Genomic DNA, 15,364 nt, shown 5'->3' on the forward strand with positions numbered 1-15,364 from the left:
AATTGTTAGTGCGCACAAAAATTTTAAAGCCTATGGAAAATCATGATGGCACCACGCAAGAAGCAAAAGACCCGGATCGAAGACATCAGGCGCGTCGAGCTGATCGAGGCAGCGCATCGGATTTTTCTGCGGGAGGGACTCAAAGGTCTGACGACGACTAAGATTTGCCACGAGGCAGGCATGTCGCAGGGCATCCTGACTTATTATTTCAAGGATAAGGAACAAGTTCTGTTCGAAATGGTGCGCGTGGCCAATCGCGTGCTGATGGAGCAGGTCGTTTCCAATCTTCGCCGCGCCACAACACGCTGGCAGCGATTGCTGGCGATCATCGATGGCAATTTTCCGGCGAACCGCTATGATCGCAGCACCGCTAATGCTTGGATTTCGCTCGTCGCGGAAACGGCGCATAATGCCCGCTATGCGCGATTGCAACGGCCATTCTACAGCCGGCTGCGTTCCAATATCGCCTCTGCGCTGGCGCCATCGTTGTCGCGGGACGAAATCGATCACTTCGTGCGTGGTTTCGCAGCCATGATCGATGGCCTGTGGCTGCGCCGCGGTCATTCCGAGACCGATATGTGGCTTGAAGAAGCCAAATTGCTGTTGACCGAATATACCGAAAAGATGCTGGGCGACAAGCTTGTGGAGACTCTCAAGCAGGATGACGCCTTGTTTCTGATTTCTACGTAGGGTTGACCATACTTGAGCCCAGTGCGGCTCGCTTAAGCTCGGCGAATTGCTGGGGTTGGATAGTTCTGGCTGCCAGCGCGCGGGTATCGCTGTGGCGGATCGAGCATCGAGCGCGACTGGTTGTCGTAGACGGTGAACGACCAGAATTTTTCCGCTGGAATGTTTGCTGGCAGAGACACGTTGTAGGTCTTGCTACCGCCGAAAAACGCGCCCTTGGAATCGACGGTCTGCACAAGGTACTGCGAACCGATCTCCGTGAGCCGCATGATCATCGCCGGAGTGATGAACGTGTAGCCGAAGAACATGGTCGTCCGGACGTTCAACGTACGCGCGCCAGTCCGCTGTATGAATGTCTGCAACCCGCCCGACAGCTGTCGAACTGACCTGGCCTGGGTGCGCTACGGGCACACATCGTGTCTGCGCTCGTTACGCTGACCAGCATGGCTTCGATCGCCGCGCCCGGCGGCAGCGCGTTGGGCGACCACGCGGAATGTTGGCCTTGAGGCGATTTCCGGTGCCACCGTGCGTGGTCGTGCAGTTCCCCATATGCTGCTTCGGGTACGCCCGCCTGCCAGCGGCATCATCGCTGCGACGCTCAAAACAGCGGCTGCCATACGCAATCTGCAATCGCGTTTTCACACGACCTCGGTCCAACCCGGACATCATGTTGCCGGAGCCGACTGTCTGCTTTCGGGAAACGACGAAGGGATCTCAATCGCGGACATGGTGAAGGGTTTCGGGTGCCGTCAGGCGTACGAAAACCTCTCATGCAGGAACCCGCGGTCGGCATTCTCTGAGCTATGGGGTTTTGTGGATTGTCGCTTCCAGCGGGCGGCCGATCGCAGCGACAGTTGTCAGTCCCGGCGCTCCGAGGGTGGGGTTTGCAGGGGTAGTTCTCCGGATTTTCGGAGTGAATGAGAGCACGTTTGCCCCGCTGAATGCCCTCGCCATAGGGACTGGCACAGACCTCCCCGTTGGCCAGCTCTGCGGTGAGTAGACCATATGAATGGATCTGCCATGCCGGGTCATGACGCACTCTCCCGGTTCGTCGTAGCCTCGTCCGGCGGTCCACGCGGCTGCCGCCAGCGTTCGAACACCTTGATGACGATCATGCGTCCGCCGCAGCATGGGCATGGCGGCGGTGGCAGGAGTCATTAAAAACAGACAAGGCCTTCCGGTTGGCACCTGTGGAGGTGTGTCAAAGCGTTGCAATTTTCTACTGGTGCCAGAACACATTTCGATAGTTGTTTCAGTATTTTAGAGAAAACATTGATAAGGCGATTTATGGAACTTGTTTGATGTCGTCCCGAACGGCACCGGCTGGATTGGCAATGGCCACATACTGCACAATGCAGGGAAGTACACTATCCTGGCTGTCGCTTAGCCATATCGGCGGCATCCGCAATAACTGATCCGACAGCTCGATCGATGTCGTCCTTTTCGTTACACTGCAGTCAGCAGCGTGGCTCCTTCAAGCCTACCCTGGTTGATCCGCAATATCGATATCTCAGTCAGCGCCAAGGCCATGCTGGGCGCCATCAACCTGGCTCTCTGTCTGGTACCGCCCCACGCCAGATGAGACTGCGGAGCCAGACCTTAGCGTCTCGCTAATGGCGGGGAAGTCCTTTCCGCCTTTGCCCAGCTTTTCGAAGAGACCTTGGGCCTGCGCTACTTCACCACAAAGAAGCGTAGGCGCCGTTGCGATACTTTCTGCTGGGAGAGCTTCAGATCTTTCAGCATCAGGGCGGCTCCATTGCTGCACGGCGAATAGTCGGCAAGAAGCAGCTCCGCGATTGCCTTTTGCGTGCCGTAACTCCGGAGCGGCGTCGTGAACAATTCGTCGTCACTCGTCTTGAGAGTTCGCATTTTCACTTAGGGATTGTATCGGCATCGATAGCCGCCGCAAACGTCACGCAGAAGTCGTGTGCTGCCGTCGCCGCCTCGTACTCATCCCTAAATGGCCCCAGAACAGTGATGAAGCCATCAACATTCACGGTAATCGTGTTGGACTTGGGATCGAAGATAAAGGCCCCGCTCAATGGATTTGCGTCGCACATTGTCACCGGAAGCCTCCAGCTTCGTTCTGATGTGGCCGTTTCGCTATAGTTCAAGGGATGAGGGCTTGCGACGCGCGTCGTATAAAATCGTCGGTCTTGGAAAACCGTTCAGCGCTCGACAACCTCACAACTCCGCTCCATGAGTTCACCGACGAACGCGGTGTTAAAGTTGCTCGATTGAAATTTCGGATGGCTCAAGACCATTTTGTGAAAGCCGGCGGTGGTGGTTACTCCCTCAATCACAACTTCATCAAGAGCTCTGCGCATCCTCGCAATAGCCTCATCGCGATCCCTCCCCCAGCATACGAGCTTGCCCACCATGGAATCGTAGAACGGCGGGATCACGTAGCCGGTCTCGATGTGGGTTTCCATCCTGACGCCAAACCCGCCCGGTGGATGATAGCGAGTGACTTTTCCCGGACTGGGCGCAAAATCCCGCTCTGGATTTTCCGCGTTAATGCGGCATTCAATTGCATGCCCCGAAATGCGGACGTCTTCCTGACGTAACCTGATCGGCATTCCGCTGGCGATTTCGAGCTGCATCTTAATCAGATCGATACCCGTCACCATTTCCGAGACCGGATGCTCGACCTGAATGCGGGTGTTCATTTCAATGAAGTAAAATTTCCGTTCGCTGTTATCAAAGACAAACTCCACCGTGCCGGCGTTCTTGTATTGCACAGCATTGCAAAGCGCGATTGCTGCCTCCGCAAGCGCGTCCCGCAGGGTCTGGTCGAGAACGGGCGAAGGCGCTTCCTCGATGAGTTTTTGATTGCGTCTTTGCGCAGAGCAGTCACGCTCCCCCAGATGGAGCGTCCGGTTACCGTCGGAGATAACCTGAATTTCGATGTGCCTGATATCGGTCAGGTAACGCTCGATATAGACGGCAGCATCGCCGAAGGCGACCTCCGCTTCGGACATGATTTCCGACAGATCACGTTCGAGGGTTTCGCGCCGCTGCACGACACGCATGCCACGTCCGCCACCGCCTGCTGCTGCTTTGATCAGCAGGGGGAAGCCGACCTCGTCTGCAACAGCAAGTGCTTCCGCAGCGTCAGAAATGGAACCGATTGAGCCAGGAACATTTGGAACCCCCGCCTTACGGGCGATTTTCTTGGCCTCGATCTTGTCGCCCATCTGGCGAATGACATGCCCGGGAGGGCCAACAAAGATGAGGCCTTCCTTTTCACACGTCTCGGCGAATTCTGAATTCTCGGCCAGAAAACCGTAGCCGGGATGGATGGCCTCCACCTTGAAGGCCAGAGCCGCGCCAATAATAGCCTGCTGATTGCGATAGCTGAACTTCGCCTGGGCAGGTCCGATGCAGATGGACTGATCGGCAAGCCTCACCGGCAGAGAGTCTGCATCCGCCTCAGAATAGGCAATCACGCTGCGGATACCAAGTTCCTTGCATGCCCGGATGATCCGCAGAGCGATTTCACCGCGATTGGCGATCAGAACACTCTTAATGAGTTCTGGCATTGTTCGTCTCCCGATTTCCGCTCTATCAGTGCTTCTTGATGATCATCAGCGGCTGGCCGTATTCGACAGGTTGTTCATTATCGACAAAGATCCTGGCGACGGTTCCCGCGACCCCGGCCTCGATGTTGTTCATCAGCTTCATAACTTCGACAATGCACAGGACGGTTTGCAAACCGACAGCGTCGCCGACCTTCACAAAATTCGGGGCTCCGGGTTTAGGCCCTGCATAGAAGGTCCCGACCATTGGCGCCTTGATAAGGACCTCGTCTATGGCAAGTTCACTTGAGGCAGCAGCGGGTGCAGGCGCGACCACAACTGCCGGCGTATCGGTTACGGCGCGCGTTGAAGACGATATTGCAAGGGAGGCAGGAACAACGGGCTCGGGAGTAACACCCTGCTTGTTGCGCGAGATGAACAGTTCCAGCTCGCCGAACTTCAGTGAGAATTCACGCACATCCTCCGTAACATTCACCCAGTCAACGATCGCCTTCACTTCTTTCAGATCGATATCTTTAAGCGACATTTTCACTCTCTCCCTTTTCGAGGCTGATGCGTACATCCGCGGTTTTCAAGACGATGGTTCCGCGACTTTTTTTCTGGTGAAGACCCTTGATCACATCCAGAAGCGAAGATGGTGCATCGTCAGCCCTGCCGCCGGATGCCACGGCTTTCTGCATTTCATCGACCTGTGTGCCGGCGAACATCGCACGCAGCAGCACATGATCGATGCTGTCGTCGGGATGGCGCGCATGAATGTCCGGCAGCATCGGCGCGATCGTTGTCGGCTCAAGCGCGATGTTGGACGCCCCATTGGCAATGATCCGGTCATGCAACTCGGGCGCAATCGGGGCCAGTAGCTTGCCATAATAACCGAGCGCATATTTCTTGATCTCGTTCGGTACGACACCGTACCGGTCACCTGAAATCATGTTCATGACTGCCTGGGTTCCGACGAACTGGGCAAAAGGCGTGATCATGATCGGAAAAGCGAGCTCAGCGCGCACGCGAGCAACCTCGTAAAGGAGCTCATCGAACCGGTGCGAGAGACCCGCCGTTTCCAGTTGCGACCGGAAATTCGAGAGCATTCCGCCGGGGAGCTGGTGCATGTAGTGGAGGCCGTCATATTCCACCGGGATACCCAGTGGCTTGCCCTCGTCCTCCGCAATTTTTTTCAGCTTCTGCGAAATGGCGTCGATTGCGTCGTCGTTGACGTTCACCGTGTACCCAAGAGCCCGCAAATCACGCACGATACGTTGTGTCGATGGCTGGCCGGCACCATTGGCCAGCGGCGCGATCGATGTGTGCAGTGCATCGCAACCAAGTTCGACCGCCTCCAGATAAACCAGTGGCGCCAAGGCTGTCAGGCAATGACTGTGAAGCTCGAGCGGGCGGTCGCCGATTACATTCTTGATGGCCGGAACTAGGGTTCGGATCCGTTCAGGCGTCAACAGACCACCCGCGTCCTTGAGCATGATGGCATCGACATCGGTCTTGTCGATCAGTTCACGTGCCTTAGAGATATAGAGCTCGTCCGTGTGCACCGGGCTTTCGCAAAACGACAGAGCGCCGAAAGTGGAGGCCCCGAGTTCCTTGGCCCTGACGAGACCGGGCGCGATATTGTCGATGTCATTCAGGCCGTCGAACGAGCCTATAACGCGGAATCCGTTCGCATAAAGTCTTTCGACCCAAGCCTTGATGACGTCGTCAGCCAAAAAATCGAACGAAGCAATGTTCTTTGAACGGACCAACGCCCGAAACAGGGTATTCGGCGCGGCCTTGTGGGCCAGTCTTACCCGCTCCCAGGGGTCTTCCTTGAGATAGCGAACCGCGACATCGAACTGGATCGGCGCCATCAGGTCGACCTGTTCGAACCCGCCATGATCGAACTCATCCGCCATGGAAAGAATGTGTTCTGTGCGCATGCGTGTCGCCCACAGGCTCTGGTGCGCGTCCCGCAGGGTCGTGTCGATGATCTTGATCTCGCGCCGACTGTTTGGCGGGCGGCCGCCCATGCTCATGATGCTGGCGATCGTTTGCTTGTCTTCTATCGTCATCTCATCGGTCTCCCGTCATTGTTTTCCAAGTTGCATCCGACATCGCCTGCAAGTCCCAGAGGCGGAATTCCCGGTGCCTCCGAAAGGATCACGCGGCCAACCTCTCGACGCGACGGATCGCAGCAGCGACATCGACGGCGGTGATCGAGAATGGCAGGTTGTTGAGATGCGGCGCGGTCATTGTCCAATCGGCGATTTCGGCAATTTCCGCTCCAGTAGCGTCCTCCATGCCGAGTTGCTGTAGGGTCGTGGCAAGTTCGATGGAGCGGTGAAATGCGATTATGTCCGCAAGCTCAGCATCAGAGCGACCCTCCGCGGCAAGCTGGACCAAAACACCCCAGGCGACGTGCTGACCATGAATCGCATTTTTCGCACCCCGCGCCTTGACCAGGCCGCGCGTCAGCGAATGGGACAGCGATAATCCCCCATTTTCGAAACCAAGGCCGCTCATCAAGATCACCGCCTCGATGGTAGCCTCGAGGGCGTCGCTGACTTCACCGAGCTCCACTGACTGCAGTGCGGCTTCGGAATGCTCTCGCAGGACGCGGTAACAAGCATCGGCGATGACGATAGCGGTAAGCAATGGCCGAGTGCCGAAGGGGGTTATGCCATTGCCGGCAAGGCATCCGTCCGCCTCGAATTTTTTCGAGATCGCGTCGCCTATCCCGGCGCGCAAAAATAGCGCCGGCGCAGCCGCAATCAATTTCGTATCGACGATCACCGCCTGCGGGCTGCGCTTCAAACGGTCGACTGAGATCATTACGTGATGGTCGTCATACATCGCGATCGAAGCGCTAGTCGGGCTGTCGTTGGAGGCAATGGTCGGAACGGTGATCACATCGATGCCAAGCTTTAGAGCCAGCCCCTTCGATGCATCCAGCGATTTGCCGCCGCCAATGCCGATGGCGACACTAGGAACGATGCCGCCCAACGTGGCAATGACCGCATCAATGGCTGCATAGGTGATCTCGCCGTCAAACGCACATATGATCGGCGTAAGCCCAGCATCCCTCAGGATGGCTTCGATGCGGGGGCCCATCTTTTCGAGAATGAACGCATCGGCGATCACCGCCGGTGACGGGCCGAAGGCAGCAGCCACCTGGCCAAGTTCATCCAGCGCGTCTGGTCCCTGGATATAACGATGGGGCGCGCCAAAAATTTTTCGAATACTCGTCATCGGGTGATCCTCTCGGCATAATCGGCACCTAAACCAATTGCCTCGTAGTGGCGGCGGACCATTGCCAGCTTTGTAAACACATCCTCGTAGCCGAGCGCCACACCGTTCGGATCGACATAGACGTAGCCACCGGTGACGTGGAACAAGGTGATCATTTCCGGAACGTCGTCTGGAACCACTAGAGTGTGCGTTTCGCCAGGAGGCTCGAAGGCATAACTCTGCGGCACGGCTTCCCAGTCATGCTCAAGGTATGACCAGCGGCCGCGAAGGGTAAAGGCGTGTACCGGGCCAGCATGCCGGTGTCTCGACAGGACACCGGAATTGCGAACCCTCAACAAATTGACATAGTAACCTTGGCTCACGCAGAGCACGAGCGGCTTGAACCACACGCCATCTGCCTGTGGCACCCACAACTCCTCGCCCGCATCGAGATCAATGGCTCCCGCCATAAAGATATCCGGCATCATGCCGAAGGGCTGCGGTCCGCGATAGGCAATTTTGGAGTGGTCGCGGCGATCCGGAACAGTCTCGCGGCCGGTTTCATCGAGCATGATGTCCTCCTGTTTTCTGTCAATCCAATGGGAACGCGTCGCTGGGCGCCCCCCAGGAGCAGTAGCCTCCGTCCACCGGCAGCGTGATGGCGGTGATAAACTTCGCCTTGTCCGAGGCCAGGAACACCATCGCCTCGGCGATGTCCTCGGCCGAACCAAGCTTGCCCATCGGCGTGCGCCGGCGGATGCGCTTCTCGTCGATCTTGCCCTCGGCGATCAGCTTTTCGGTGAGCGGCGTCAGCATATAGCCGGGGGCCACCGCATTGACGCGGACATTGTGGGGACCCCATTCGCAGCCGAGTACCTGGGTAAGCATACCGATGCCGGCCTTGGCGGCGCTGTAGGCGGTGCGGACCGGCAGGCCGAGCAGGCCGGCGATCGAGTTGAGATTGAGGATGACCCCGGATTTCTGCGCAATCATCGAGGGCGCTACGGTTTTCGACACCAGATAGGTGCCGGTCAGATGCACATCGAGCAGGCGCTGCCAATGGGTGAGCGTTTGCTCGACCGTTGGCGTGAAGCTGTCGGGCATGCCGGCATTGTTGACGAGGATGTCGATGCGGCCGAAGCGTTCCAGCACAGTCTTGACCATGGCCTCGACATCGGCCTCGCTGGAGACGTCGCCGCCGACAGAGAAATGTTTATCCCCGAGCCGGGCGGCCGCCTCCCGGGCGGCGTCGGCCCGCAGGTCGTTGATGACCACGGTTGCGCCCTCGCGGGCAAAGGCGGTGGCGGTGGCATAGCCCAGCCCGCTCGCGCCGCCGGTGACGAGCGCAATCCTGTCTTGCAGAAGCATGGTTCTCTCCTATTGACCGTCGACGATGGCACGCAGGAAGCGTGGCGTGTCGACGCCGTATTTTGCTTCGAGATATTCCTGCGACCCGCATTCGAAGAAGCTGTCGACGAGCCCGATCTTGATCATCGGCTTGACGATGCCGGCATCATAGAGCGCCTCAACTACCAGCGAGGCGAGACCGCCGGAGGTCTTGTGGTTTTCGGCGACGATGACGCGGTCGAACCGCTTTGCGAATTCGATCACCGATTTTGCGTCGAACGGCTTGATGGTGCCGACATGCAGGACACCGGCGTCGACGCCCCGGTCCTTCGCCGCCTTGGCGGCGTCGAGCGCCCGTGCCGTCATGTAACCGGCAGAGATGATGCCAACCTCGCGGCCCGGCCTCAGCACTTTCGCCTTGCCGACCTCGAAGACGTAGTCCGGTCCAAGCTCGACCGGCACCTTACCGCGCAGGTTGCGGACATAGACGGTACCGGGGATATCGGCGACGGCGCGCACCACCTGCTTCAGTTCGGTGGCGTCGCAGGGATCGATGATGGTGAGATCGGCAATGCCGCGCATCATGTTGAGGTCTTCGGTCGCCTGGTGTGTGGCGCCATAGCCGTTGACCAGCCCTGGCATGCCGGCGAAGATCTTCACATTGGCCATAGAATGGGCACAGGCGAGCGCGACGAAGTCATAGGCACGCCTGGTGATGAACACCGAATAGGTGGTGCAGTAGGCGATCTTGCCAGTCTTGGCGAGGCCGGCGGCGGTCATAATCAAGTTCTGCTCGGCCATGCCGACATTGAAGAAGCGGGTCGGGTGGGCATCTCGGAACGGCAGGATGTCGCTATAGCGGCCCATGTCGGCAGTCAGCCCGACGATTTCCGGCCGCTCGCTGGCAAGAGCTGCCAGTGTGTGGCCGAAGGGAGCGATCTCGGTGACCTTGCCGGCGATGTCGATCAGTTCGCCCATGCCGCGGGTGCGGCCGGACACCGATGCAGTGGTGGCGGGGGTATCAGCCATTATGGGTCTCCAGTTCCTCGATGAGCGCGGTCCATTCGGAATTGTCGATGCGCACGAAATGGGCGCGGTCGCGGGCCATAACGGTGGGAATGCCGAAGCCGGGCGTGGTGCGCATAACGATGGCCTTCGGTTTTCCGTTTGGATTACGCGATGATGCCAACGCCTGCACGAGTTCCTCGATGCTGTTGCCGTTGATCTCGACGGTCTCCCAGCCGAAGGCGGTGAGCTTGTCGGCTACCGGCTCGATCTTCACCGTCACCGGACCATCGGCCTGGATGCCGTTGCAGTCGATCAGCGCGACAAGATTGTCGCATTTGAAGGTGGCGCCGCCCATGGCGGCCTCCCAGGTCGAGCCCTCCTGCAGTTCGCCGTCGGAAAATTCGCAGAAGACGCGAGCCGGCGAACCGTCGAGCCTGAGACCCATGGCCATGCCGACCGCCTGGCCGAGGCCGTGGCCGAGCGAGCCGCCAACCATCTCGACGCCGGGCGTGTCGTCAAAGGTGCTCATCGGCAGGCGCGAGCCGTTGAGGCCATAGCTCGAAAGTTCGTCCTCGCGGATGATGCCGGCTTCGGCGAGCACCGCATACATCGCGATCGAATAATGACCGGTCGACAAAACGAAACGGTCGCGGCCCTTCCACTCGGGATCCTGCGGATCGTAGCGCATCTCGTGGAAATACAGCGTCGCCAGGCAATCGGCCATGCCGAGCCCCTGGGCGATGTAGCCCTCGCCCTTGCCGCTCGCCATGTTCATCATCTTGCGGCGCAGGTTGAGGGCCCGGCTGGCAAGCGCCGTCAGGTCCGGCGACGAGGGAGGATGGTTGAGAATGGTCATGATACAAAACTCCTCATGCAATGACTAAAACAGGTGGGTCGGGTCATACCGGCAGACCGGGGCGAGCCCAGTCCATCGACACCAGTCGGCCGCTGCCTGACAGGGTAACAAAGGCGGTCTTCATCTCGGGACCGCCGAAGCACAGATTGGTGGTGTAGGGGTCGGGGGTGCGGATGCGCTCGACCTCGGTTCCATTCGGGGAGACCACGACGATGCCGCCGAGCCGCAGCGTGGCGATGCAGATATTGCCGCCGGCTTCGACGGCGAGCGAATCGTAGCGCTGGAAGCCCGGCAGGCCGGCTGCGAGATCGCCACCGGTCGGCGACGGCCAGTCGACCTTTGCCAGGACCCCGGGTGCGTCGATCTTCCACGACCACAGCCGGCCTGACGAAGTTTCGGCGACATAGAGAATGCGGCCGTCCGGCGACAGGCCGATGCCGTTGGGACCGACCAGCGGATAGGCGACCTCCTGGATGAAGCTGCCATCGGCCCTGGCATAGTAGACGGCACCGAAATCGACCTTGCGACCCTCGCGGTGGCCGTGATCGGTGAAATAGAAACCGCCATGGCTGTCGAAGACGATGTCGTTGGGGGCCGACAGCGGGATAGCGCCGCAGCGGTCATAAAGTATTTCGACCTTGCCGGTTTCCGGGTCTACGCGTTGGATACTGCCGCCCGTATTGTCAGGTGCCTTGCCGACCGGGCGCCAGCCGGCCGGGCCGCGATCCCAGCTGAAGCCGCCATTGTTGCAGACATAGATATGACCGTCCGGCCCCATGGCTAGGCCATTGGGGCCACCGCCGGTGTCGGCGACCAGCGACTTGTTCCCATCGGGCGTGATCCGGGTCAGCTGACCGCGGCCGATTTCGCCGAGCACGATACTGCCATCCGGCACTAGCACCGGACCTTCCGGGAAGGCCAGATCGCCGGTGATTTCGATAAAATCCCTCATTGTGATGCCCTGGACATATGCGCGACGCCGAGGGCGGCCGCGAGGCCGGCTACGTTGTCGACTAAAACCGTTGGGGTATGGGTAGCCAGCAGCGAGCCGTCATAAAACCCGTAGCTCACAGCGACGCAGTCCATGCCGGCGGCGCGGGCGGCGAGAATGTCCTGCGGCCCGTCACCGACATAGACAGCATCGCCGACATTGGCCCCCGCGCGCTCGAGCCCGAGCAGGATCGGCGCCGGATGCGGCTTGCGATCGACAGTGTCCTCGGCGGTTACGATGGCGGCAAAGACTTCCGGTGCGATGTTCGCGACCTGGAGGTCGATCAACGTGCGCTCAAGCCCCTTGTTGGTGACGACGCTCGGCTTGCGGCCGGCGCTGGCCAGGTCGAGGATCAGTTCGCGGATGCCAGCAAAGACTTTGATCAGCGCCGTGCATTGCGGGTAGGTGTCGCGATAGGCAGCGTGCAGCTCGTCGATCCGGTCCGGCGCGACGACGGCAAACACTTCCGCCGGGCGCATGGCGAACAGGTCGGCGATCGGAAATTCTTCCGGCGGAAAGTTGCTGTCGAGCTTGCTGCGAAAGACGCGGGTGTAGCATTCGACGACGGCGCCGCGGGTGTCGACCAGGGTGCCGTCTAGGTCAAACAACACGTGCATCTTCTGTTTTGGATTGGGAGATGCGAGCGTCATGGCGCGTCCTTTGTGTGGTCAGTGCGCTCCAGGAGTGCAGCACGAAGTTTCCAGAGAGGGGCCAAATCGCGGCCGAGGTCGCGAAACAGCGGATAGGCAGCGGCATAACGGACGGCTAGCTGCGGATCGGGTTCGACGGTCGCGGCAATGCGGACCATGGCGGCGGCGGCGGCGGTCAGGCTGTCGTAAAAGCCGGCCGCCCTGGCGGCGAGCAGAGCGACGCCGAGCGCGCCGGTCTCCTCCGCCTCCGGCACCAACAGCGTCCGGTTCATCGCCGCGGCGCAGATCTCCCGCCACAACGGCGAACGCGCACCGCCACCGGTGATGCAGATGGTGTCGACCGGCGCGTTTAGCGCGCCGTAACAATCGATCATCGAGAAGGCGACGCCTTCCATCACCGCGCGGATCAGCGCCATCGGCGAGGTCGCCATGTCGAGGCCGAAGATCGAACCGCGGGCCAGCGGCTCGTGGCGCGGCGCGGTCATGCCGGAGGTGTTGAAATAGGGATGGATGACCAGGCCGTTGCTGAGCGGCGCAATCGCCCGCGCCTCGGTCTCGATGCGGGTGAACAGGTCGTCGTCGCCGCCGAAGGCTTTGGCGCCAAAGGCTTCGACGATCCAGTCGAGGCAGAGCGAGCCGCCGCCGGTGTTGGACATCAGCCGCTGCCAGCGGCCGTCCGGCATCAGGAACAGGAAACCGACGCCCTCCGGCTCCAGAAGCGGCTGGTCGACGGTGAGATTGTTCATGAAGCTGGTACCGATCACCGTTACCGCCTGGCCGCTAGCGAGCGCGCCGACGCCAATCGCGGCGGCCACCGCATCGCCGGCGCCGGTCACGACCAGCGTGCCTTCCGTCAGCCCGGTCTCGGCGGCGGCCACAGCCGTCACCCGGCCGACGACGGCGCCGATCTCCAGCACTGGGGCTAGTTTTTCCCGCATCTCGGGAATGCCGGCGAGCGCGAACAGATCGTCGGAAGGTTTGCGGCTGCGGATATCACAGGGAAACAGCGACAGATCGGATTCATCTGTGGCGATGTTTCCGGTCAGGCGGTAATTGACATAGTCCTTGGCGAGAAAGACGGTCTCGATGCGGTTATAGAAACTGCGGTCATTGTCCTTCAGCCAGGCGAGCAGCACCAGCGGCAGGCCGGGAATGGGCGCGTTACCGGAAATCTCGAACAGCTTTTTCACCCGGCATTCGTCGCGCCAACGCTCAAGAAGCGCCGAGGCCCGTGCATCCGGCCAAGCGATGGCAGGACCGGCCGGCCGGCCTTGCGCGTCGAGCGACCAGAGGCCGCCCATATGGCCGCTGACACCGACGGCGGCGATCTCGCTAGCCGCGATGCCGGCACGGTCGATCGCCTCGCGGATGGCAGCGGCCACACCAGCATAGGTGCCGTCCATGTCTTCCTCGTGCCAGTCCGGATGCGGCCGGAAGCTCTTGGTCGGGCGGCGGGCGGTGGCCAGCACCCGGCCATCGGCGGTGTTGAAGATCGCCGCCTTGGTGGTGGTGGTGCCCTTGTCGATGCCCAGCACATAGCTCATGCCGCCATCTCCGGAACCAGGCGCAGATCGGCGCGGGCCGTCGAGTAGCTGCGATAGACATCGCGGGTCCGGCGGTAGAGATCGAACCAGCCGTCATAGTCGCGCGCCGCGTGCGGGTCCGGCCGGTAACAGGCGACGATCCGGGTGGTTCTTGCTGCCGCAGTCTCCAGGTCGGGCCACAAGCCGACGGCGACACCGGCCAGCAGTGCAACGCCCAGGGCACCGGATTCCTCCGTGGCGACGATCTCGATCGGCAGGCCGCAGACATCAGCGAACAACTGCGACCAGAAGGCGCTCTTGGCGCCGCCGCCAGTGAGGATCAGCGATTGCGGCCGGGTGCTCATCGCCGCAAAACAGTCGCGGGTGGCAAAGCACAGGGCCTCGTAGACGGCGCGCAGCAGGTGATCATAGCTGGTATGGCTGCCGACCCCGAAAAAGTTGCCGCGGGCCAGCGTGTCGTAGAACGGCGCCAGCACGCCGCTGCCGTTGACATAGGGAATGAAGGTAACACCACCGGCGCCGCGGGCGATGCCGGACGCCTTCACCTCGAGGGCTGTAAAGTCCGGCGTTCCGTCGGGCATCAGGGGCGCGCCGAACCGTTCCAAAAACCAGTCGAAGGCGATGGTGCCGGAGGTATTGGGCAGGATTCGTAGGTATCGGTCGAGCGGCATCGAGAACAGGAAACCGAGGCCCTCCGGCTCCCTGCCGGGAGCGCCCAGCACCTGGCTGTTGAGGCAGCTGGTGCCAAGCACCGTCAAAGCAGCGCCGGGGCGGATCGCGCCGACGCCAAGGGCATTGGCGCAGGCATCGCCAAGACCGGTGACGACGGGCGTGCCTTCGCGCAGGCCGGTTTCAGCTGCAGATGCTGCAGAAATGATGCCGGCAATGGCGCCGGACGGCAGGATAGTTGGCAGCTTGTCCATCCAGGCGGAGGCACCGCAAAGCTCCATCACCCGCGCCGAATGCGCGCGTCCTTCGATATCGCCGGGCACGAAGGAGACGTCGGAGGGATCGGTGGCGATCTCTCCGGTCAGCCGGAAGCGTAAGAAATCCTTGGCGCAGAGCACGGCACGGGTTCGCGTCACCGTTTCCGGCTCGTGGCGGGCGAGCCAGCCGAGCAGCATAGCGGTGATGCCAGGCATCAGGCCGTTGCCGGAGATGGCGAAGACTTCAGTCAAAAGGCCGGTCTTTTCCATGGCGATCTGGTCGGCTTGGGCGCGCTCGTCCGGCCAGCAGATGGCGTTGCGCACCGTTGCCCCATCGGAATCGATCAGCCAGGCGCCGCCCATATGGCCGGCAATGCCGATCGCGGCGATATCGGCACCAGTGAGGCCGGCCTTGGTCAACGCCTCACGGATCGTCTCGGCGCACAGCGCCCAAGTGGCCTCCGGTGCTTCCTCGTGCCAGCCGGGCTTGGGCTGCAGCACCTGGACGCGGCGCTGCGACACGCCGACGGTCTCCCCTTCCGTGTCGAAAACCACCGCCTTGATAACAGACGTGCCCTTGTCGATGCCGAGCAGATACACCAT

General features: G+C 60.7%; 15 protein-coding genes. 1 reads left to right on the top strand and 14 read right to left on the bottom strand.

Going from position 1 to position 15,364, the window contains the following annotated elements:
- Positions 1–42: 42 nt before the first annotated feature.
- On the top strand, positions 43–690 hold the full coding sequence (gene betI / locus QO002_RS26735; protein ID WP_307235682.1) for a transcriptional regulator BetI: 648 nt from the start codon (positions 43–45) through the stop codon (positions 688–690).
- Between the two features lie 32 nt (positions 691–722).
- On the opposite strand, the gene QO002_RS26740 is transcribed toward betI, so the two are convergent.
- The 14 genes from QO002_RS26740 to QO002_RS26805 all read right to left on the bottom strand — a co-directional run bounded on the left by QO002_RS26740 (position 723) and on the right by QO002_RS26805 (position 15,364).
- Positions 723–995, bottom strand: a complete 273-nt coding sequence (locus tag QO002_RS26740) for a DUF1214 domain-containing protein (RefSeq protein ID WP_307235684.1) — start codon at positions 993–995, stop codon at positions 723–725.
- A gap of 1,563 nt (positions 996–2,558) precedes the next feature.
- On the bottom strand, positions 2,559–2,753 hold the full coding sequence (locus QO002_RS26745) for a hypothetical protein (protein ID WP_307235686.1): 195 nt from the start codon (positions 2,751–2,753) through the stop codon (positions 2,559–2,561).
- Between the two features lie 102 nt (positions 2,754–2,855).
- A complete protein-coding gene (accC, locus tag QO002_RS26750; protein WP_307235688.1) occupies positions 2,856–4,229 on the bottom strand; it encodes an acetyl-CoA carboxylase biotin carboxylase subunit in 1,374 nt (457 codons plus the stop codon).
- A gap of 25 nt (positions 4,230–4,254) precedes the next feature.
- Complete coding sequence (accB, locus tag QO002_RS26755) at positions 4,255–4,752, bottom strand: acetyl-CoA carboxylase biotin carboxyl carrier protein (RefSeq protein ID WP_307235690.1); 498 nt, start codon at positions 4,750–4,752, stop codon at positions 4,255–4,257.
- A complete protein-coding gene (locus tag QO002_RS26760; protein ID WP_307235692.1) occupies positions 4,742–6,283 on the bottom strand; it encodes a pyruvate carboxylase subunit B in 1,542 nt (513 codons plus the stop codon). Before QO002_RS26760 ends, accB begins: the two co-directional genes overlap by 11 nt.
- A gap of 88 nt (positions 6,284–6,371) precedes the next feature.
- Complete coding sequence (locus QO002_RS26765; RefSeq protein ID WP_307235694.1) at positions 6,372–7,460, bottom strand: glycerol dehydrogenase; 1,089 nt, start codon at positions 7,458–7,460, stop codon at positions 6,372–6,374.
- Complete coding sequence (locus QO002_RS26770) at positions 7,457–8,011, bottom strand: 2,4'-dihydroxyacetophenone dioxygenase family protein (RefSeq protein WP_370878602.1); 555 nt, start codon at positions 8,009–8,011, stop codon at positions 7,457–7,459. The genes QO002_RS26765 and QO002_RS26770 overlap by 4 nt, the downstream gene beginning before the upstream one ends.
- Positions 8,012–8,030: 19 nt before the next feature.
- Positions 8,031–8,807 (bottom strand): SDR family NAD(P)-dependent oxidoreductase, encoded by a 777-nt coding sequence (locus QO002_RS26775; RefSeq protein ID WP_307235697.1) that lies wholly within the window; start codon positions 8,805–8,807, stop codon positions 8,031–8,033.
- Between the two features lie 9 nt (positions 8,808–8,816).
- Entirely contained in the window at positions 8,817–9,815 is a 999-nt protein-coding gene (locus tag QO002_RS26780; RefSeq protein WP_307235699.1) for a transketolase family protein, read from the bottom strand.
- Positions 9,808–10,650 carry a transketolase gene (locus tag QO002_RS26785; protein ID WP_307235701.1) on the bottom strand — a complete coding sequence of 281 codons (843 nt, stop codon included), beginning with the start codon at positions 10,648–10,650 and terminating at the stop codon, positions 9,808–9,810. Before QO002_RS26785 ends, QO002_RS26780 begins: the two co-directional genes overlap by 8 nt.
- Before the next feature lie 43 nt (positions 10,651–10,693).
- Positions 10,694–11,602 (bottom strand): SMP-30/gluconolactonase/LRE family protein, encoded by a 909-nt coding sequence (locus QO002_RS26790; protein WP_307235703.1) that lies wholly within the window; start codon positions 11,600–11,602, stop codon positions 10,694–10,696.
- On the bottom strand, positions 11,599–12,291 hold the full coding sequence (locus QO002_RS26795; protein WP_307235705.1) for an HAD family hydrolase: 693 nt from the start codon (positions 12,289–12,291) through the stop codon (positions 11,599–11,601). Before QO002_RS26795 ends, QO002_RS26790 begins: the two co-directional genes overlap by 4 nt.
- Positions 12,288–13,835, bottom strand: coding sequence for an FGGY-family carbohydrate kinase (locus QO002_RS26800; protein WP_307235707.1), 1,548 nt, complete (start codon positions 13,833–13,835; stop codon positions 12,288–12,290). Before QO002_RS26800 ends, QO002_RS26795 begins: the two co-directional genes overlap by 4 nt.
- On the bottom strand, positions 13,832–15,364 hold the full coding sequence (locus QO002_RS26805; protein ID WP_307235710.1) for an FGGY-family carbohydrate kinase: 1,533 nt from the start codon (positions 15,362–15,364) through the stop codon (positions 13,832–13,834). Before QO002_RS26805 ends, QO002_RS26800 begins: the two co-directional genes overlap by 4 nt.

Source organism: Pararhizobium capsulatum DSM 1112, from assembly GCF_030814475.1.
GTDB classification, from domain to species: domain Bacteria; phylum Pseudomonadota; class Alphaproteobacteria; order Rhizobiales; family Rhizobiaceae; genus Pararhizobium; species Pararhizobium capsulatum.

Bases quoted from the DNA above. Each gene is read 5' to 3' on its own strand.
- betI (WP_307235682.1), top strand. From the start codon at position 43: ATGATGGCACCACGCAAGAAGCAAAAGACCCGGATCGAAGACATCAGG.
- QO002_RS26740 (WP_307235684.1), bottom strand. From the start codon at position 995: ATGTTCTTCGGCTACACGTTCATCACTCCGGCGATGATCATGCGGCTC.
- accC (WP_307235688.1), bottom strand. From the start codon at position 4,229: ATGCCAGAACTCATTAAGAGTGTTCTGATCGCCAATCGCGGTGAAATC.
- accB (WP_307235690.1), bottom strand. From the start codon at position 4,752: ATGTCGCTTAAAGATATCGATCTGAAAGAAGTGAAGGCGATCGTTGAC.
- QO002_RS26760 (WP_307235692.1), bottom strand. From the start codon at position 6,283: ATGACGATAGAAGACAAGCAAACGATCGCCAGCATCATGAGCATGGGC.
- QO002_RS26765 (WP_307235694.1), bottom strand. From the start codon at position 7,460: ATGACGAGTATTCGAAAAATTTTTGGCGCGCCCCATCGTTATATCCAG.
- QO002_RS26770 (WP_370878602.1), bottom strand. From the start codon at position 8,011: ATGCTCGATGAAACCGGCCGCGAGACTGTTCCGGATCGCCGCGACCAC.
- QO002_RS26775 (WP_307235697.1), bottom strand. From the start codon at position 8,807: ATGCTTCTGCAAGACAGGATTGCGCTCGTCACCGGCGGCGCGAGCGGG.
- QO002_RS26780 (WP_307235699.1), bottom strand. From the start codon at position 9,815: ATGGCTGATACCCCCGCCACCACTGCATCGGTGTCCGGCCGCACCCGC.
- QO002_RS26785 (WP_307235701.1), bottom strand. From the start codon at position 10,650: ATGACCATTCTCAACCATCCTCCCTCGTCGCCGGACCTGACGGCGCTT.
- QO002_RS26790 (WP_307235703.1), bottom strand. From the start codon at position 11,602: ATGAGGGATTTTATCGAAATCACCGGCGATCTGGCCTTCCCGGAAGGT.
- QO002_RS26795 (WP_307235705.1), bottom strand. From the start codon at position 12,291: ATGACGCTCGCATCTCCCAATCCAAAACAGAAGATGCACGTGTTGTTT.
- QO002_RS26800 (WP_307235707.1), bottom strand. From the start codon at position 13,835: ATGAGCTATGTGCTGGGCATCGACAAGGGCACCACCACCACCAAGGCG.
- QO002_RS26805 (WP_307235710.1), bottom strand. From the start codon at position 15,364: ATGGTGTATCTGCTCGGCATCGACAAGGGCACGTCTGTTATCAAGGCG.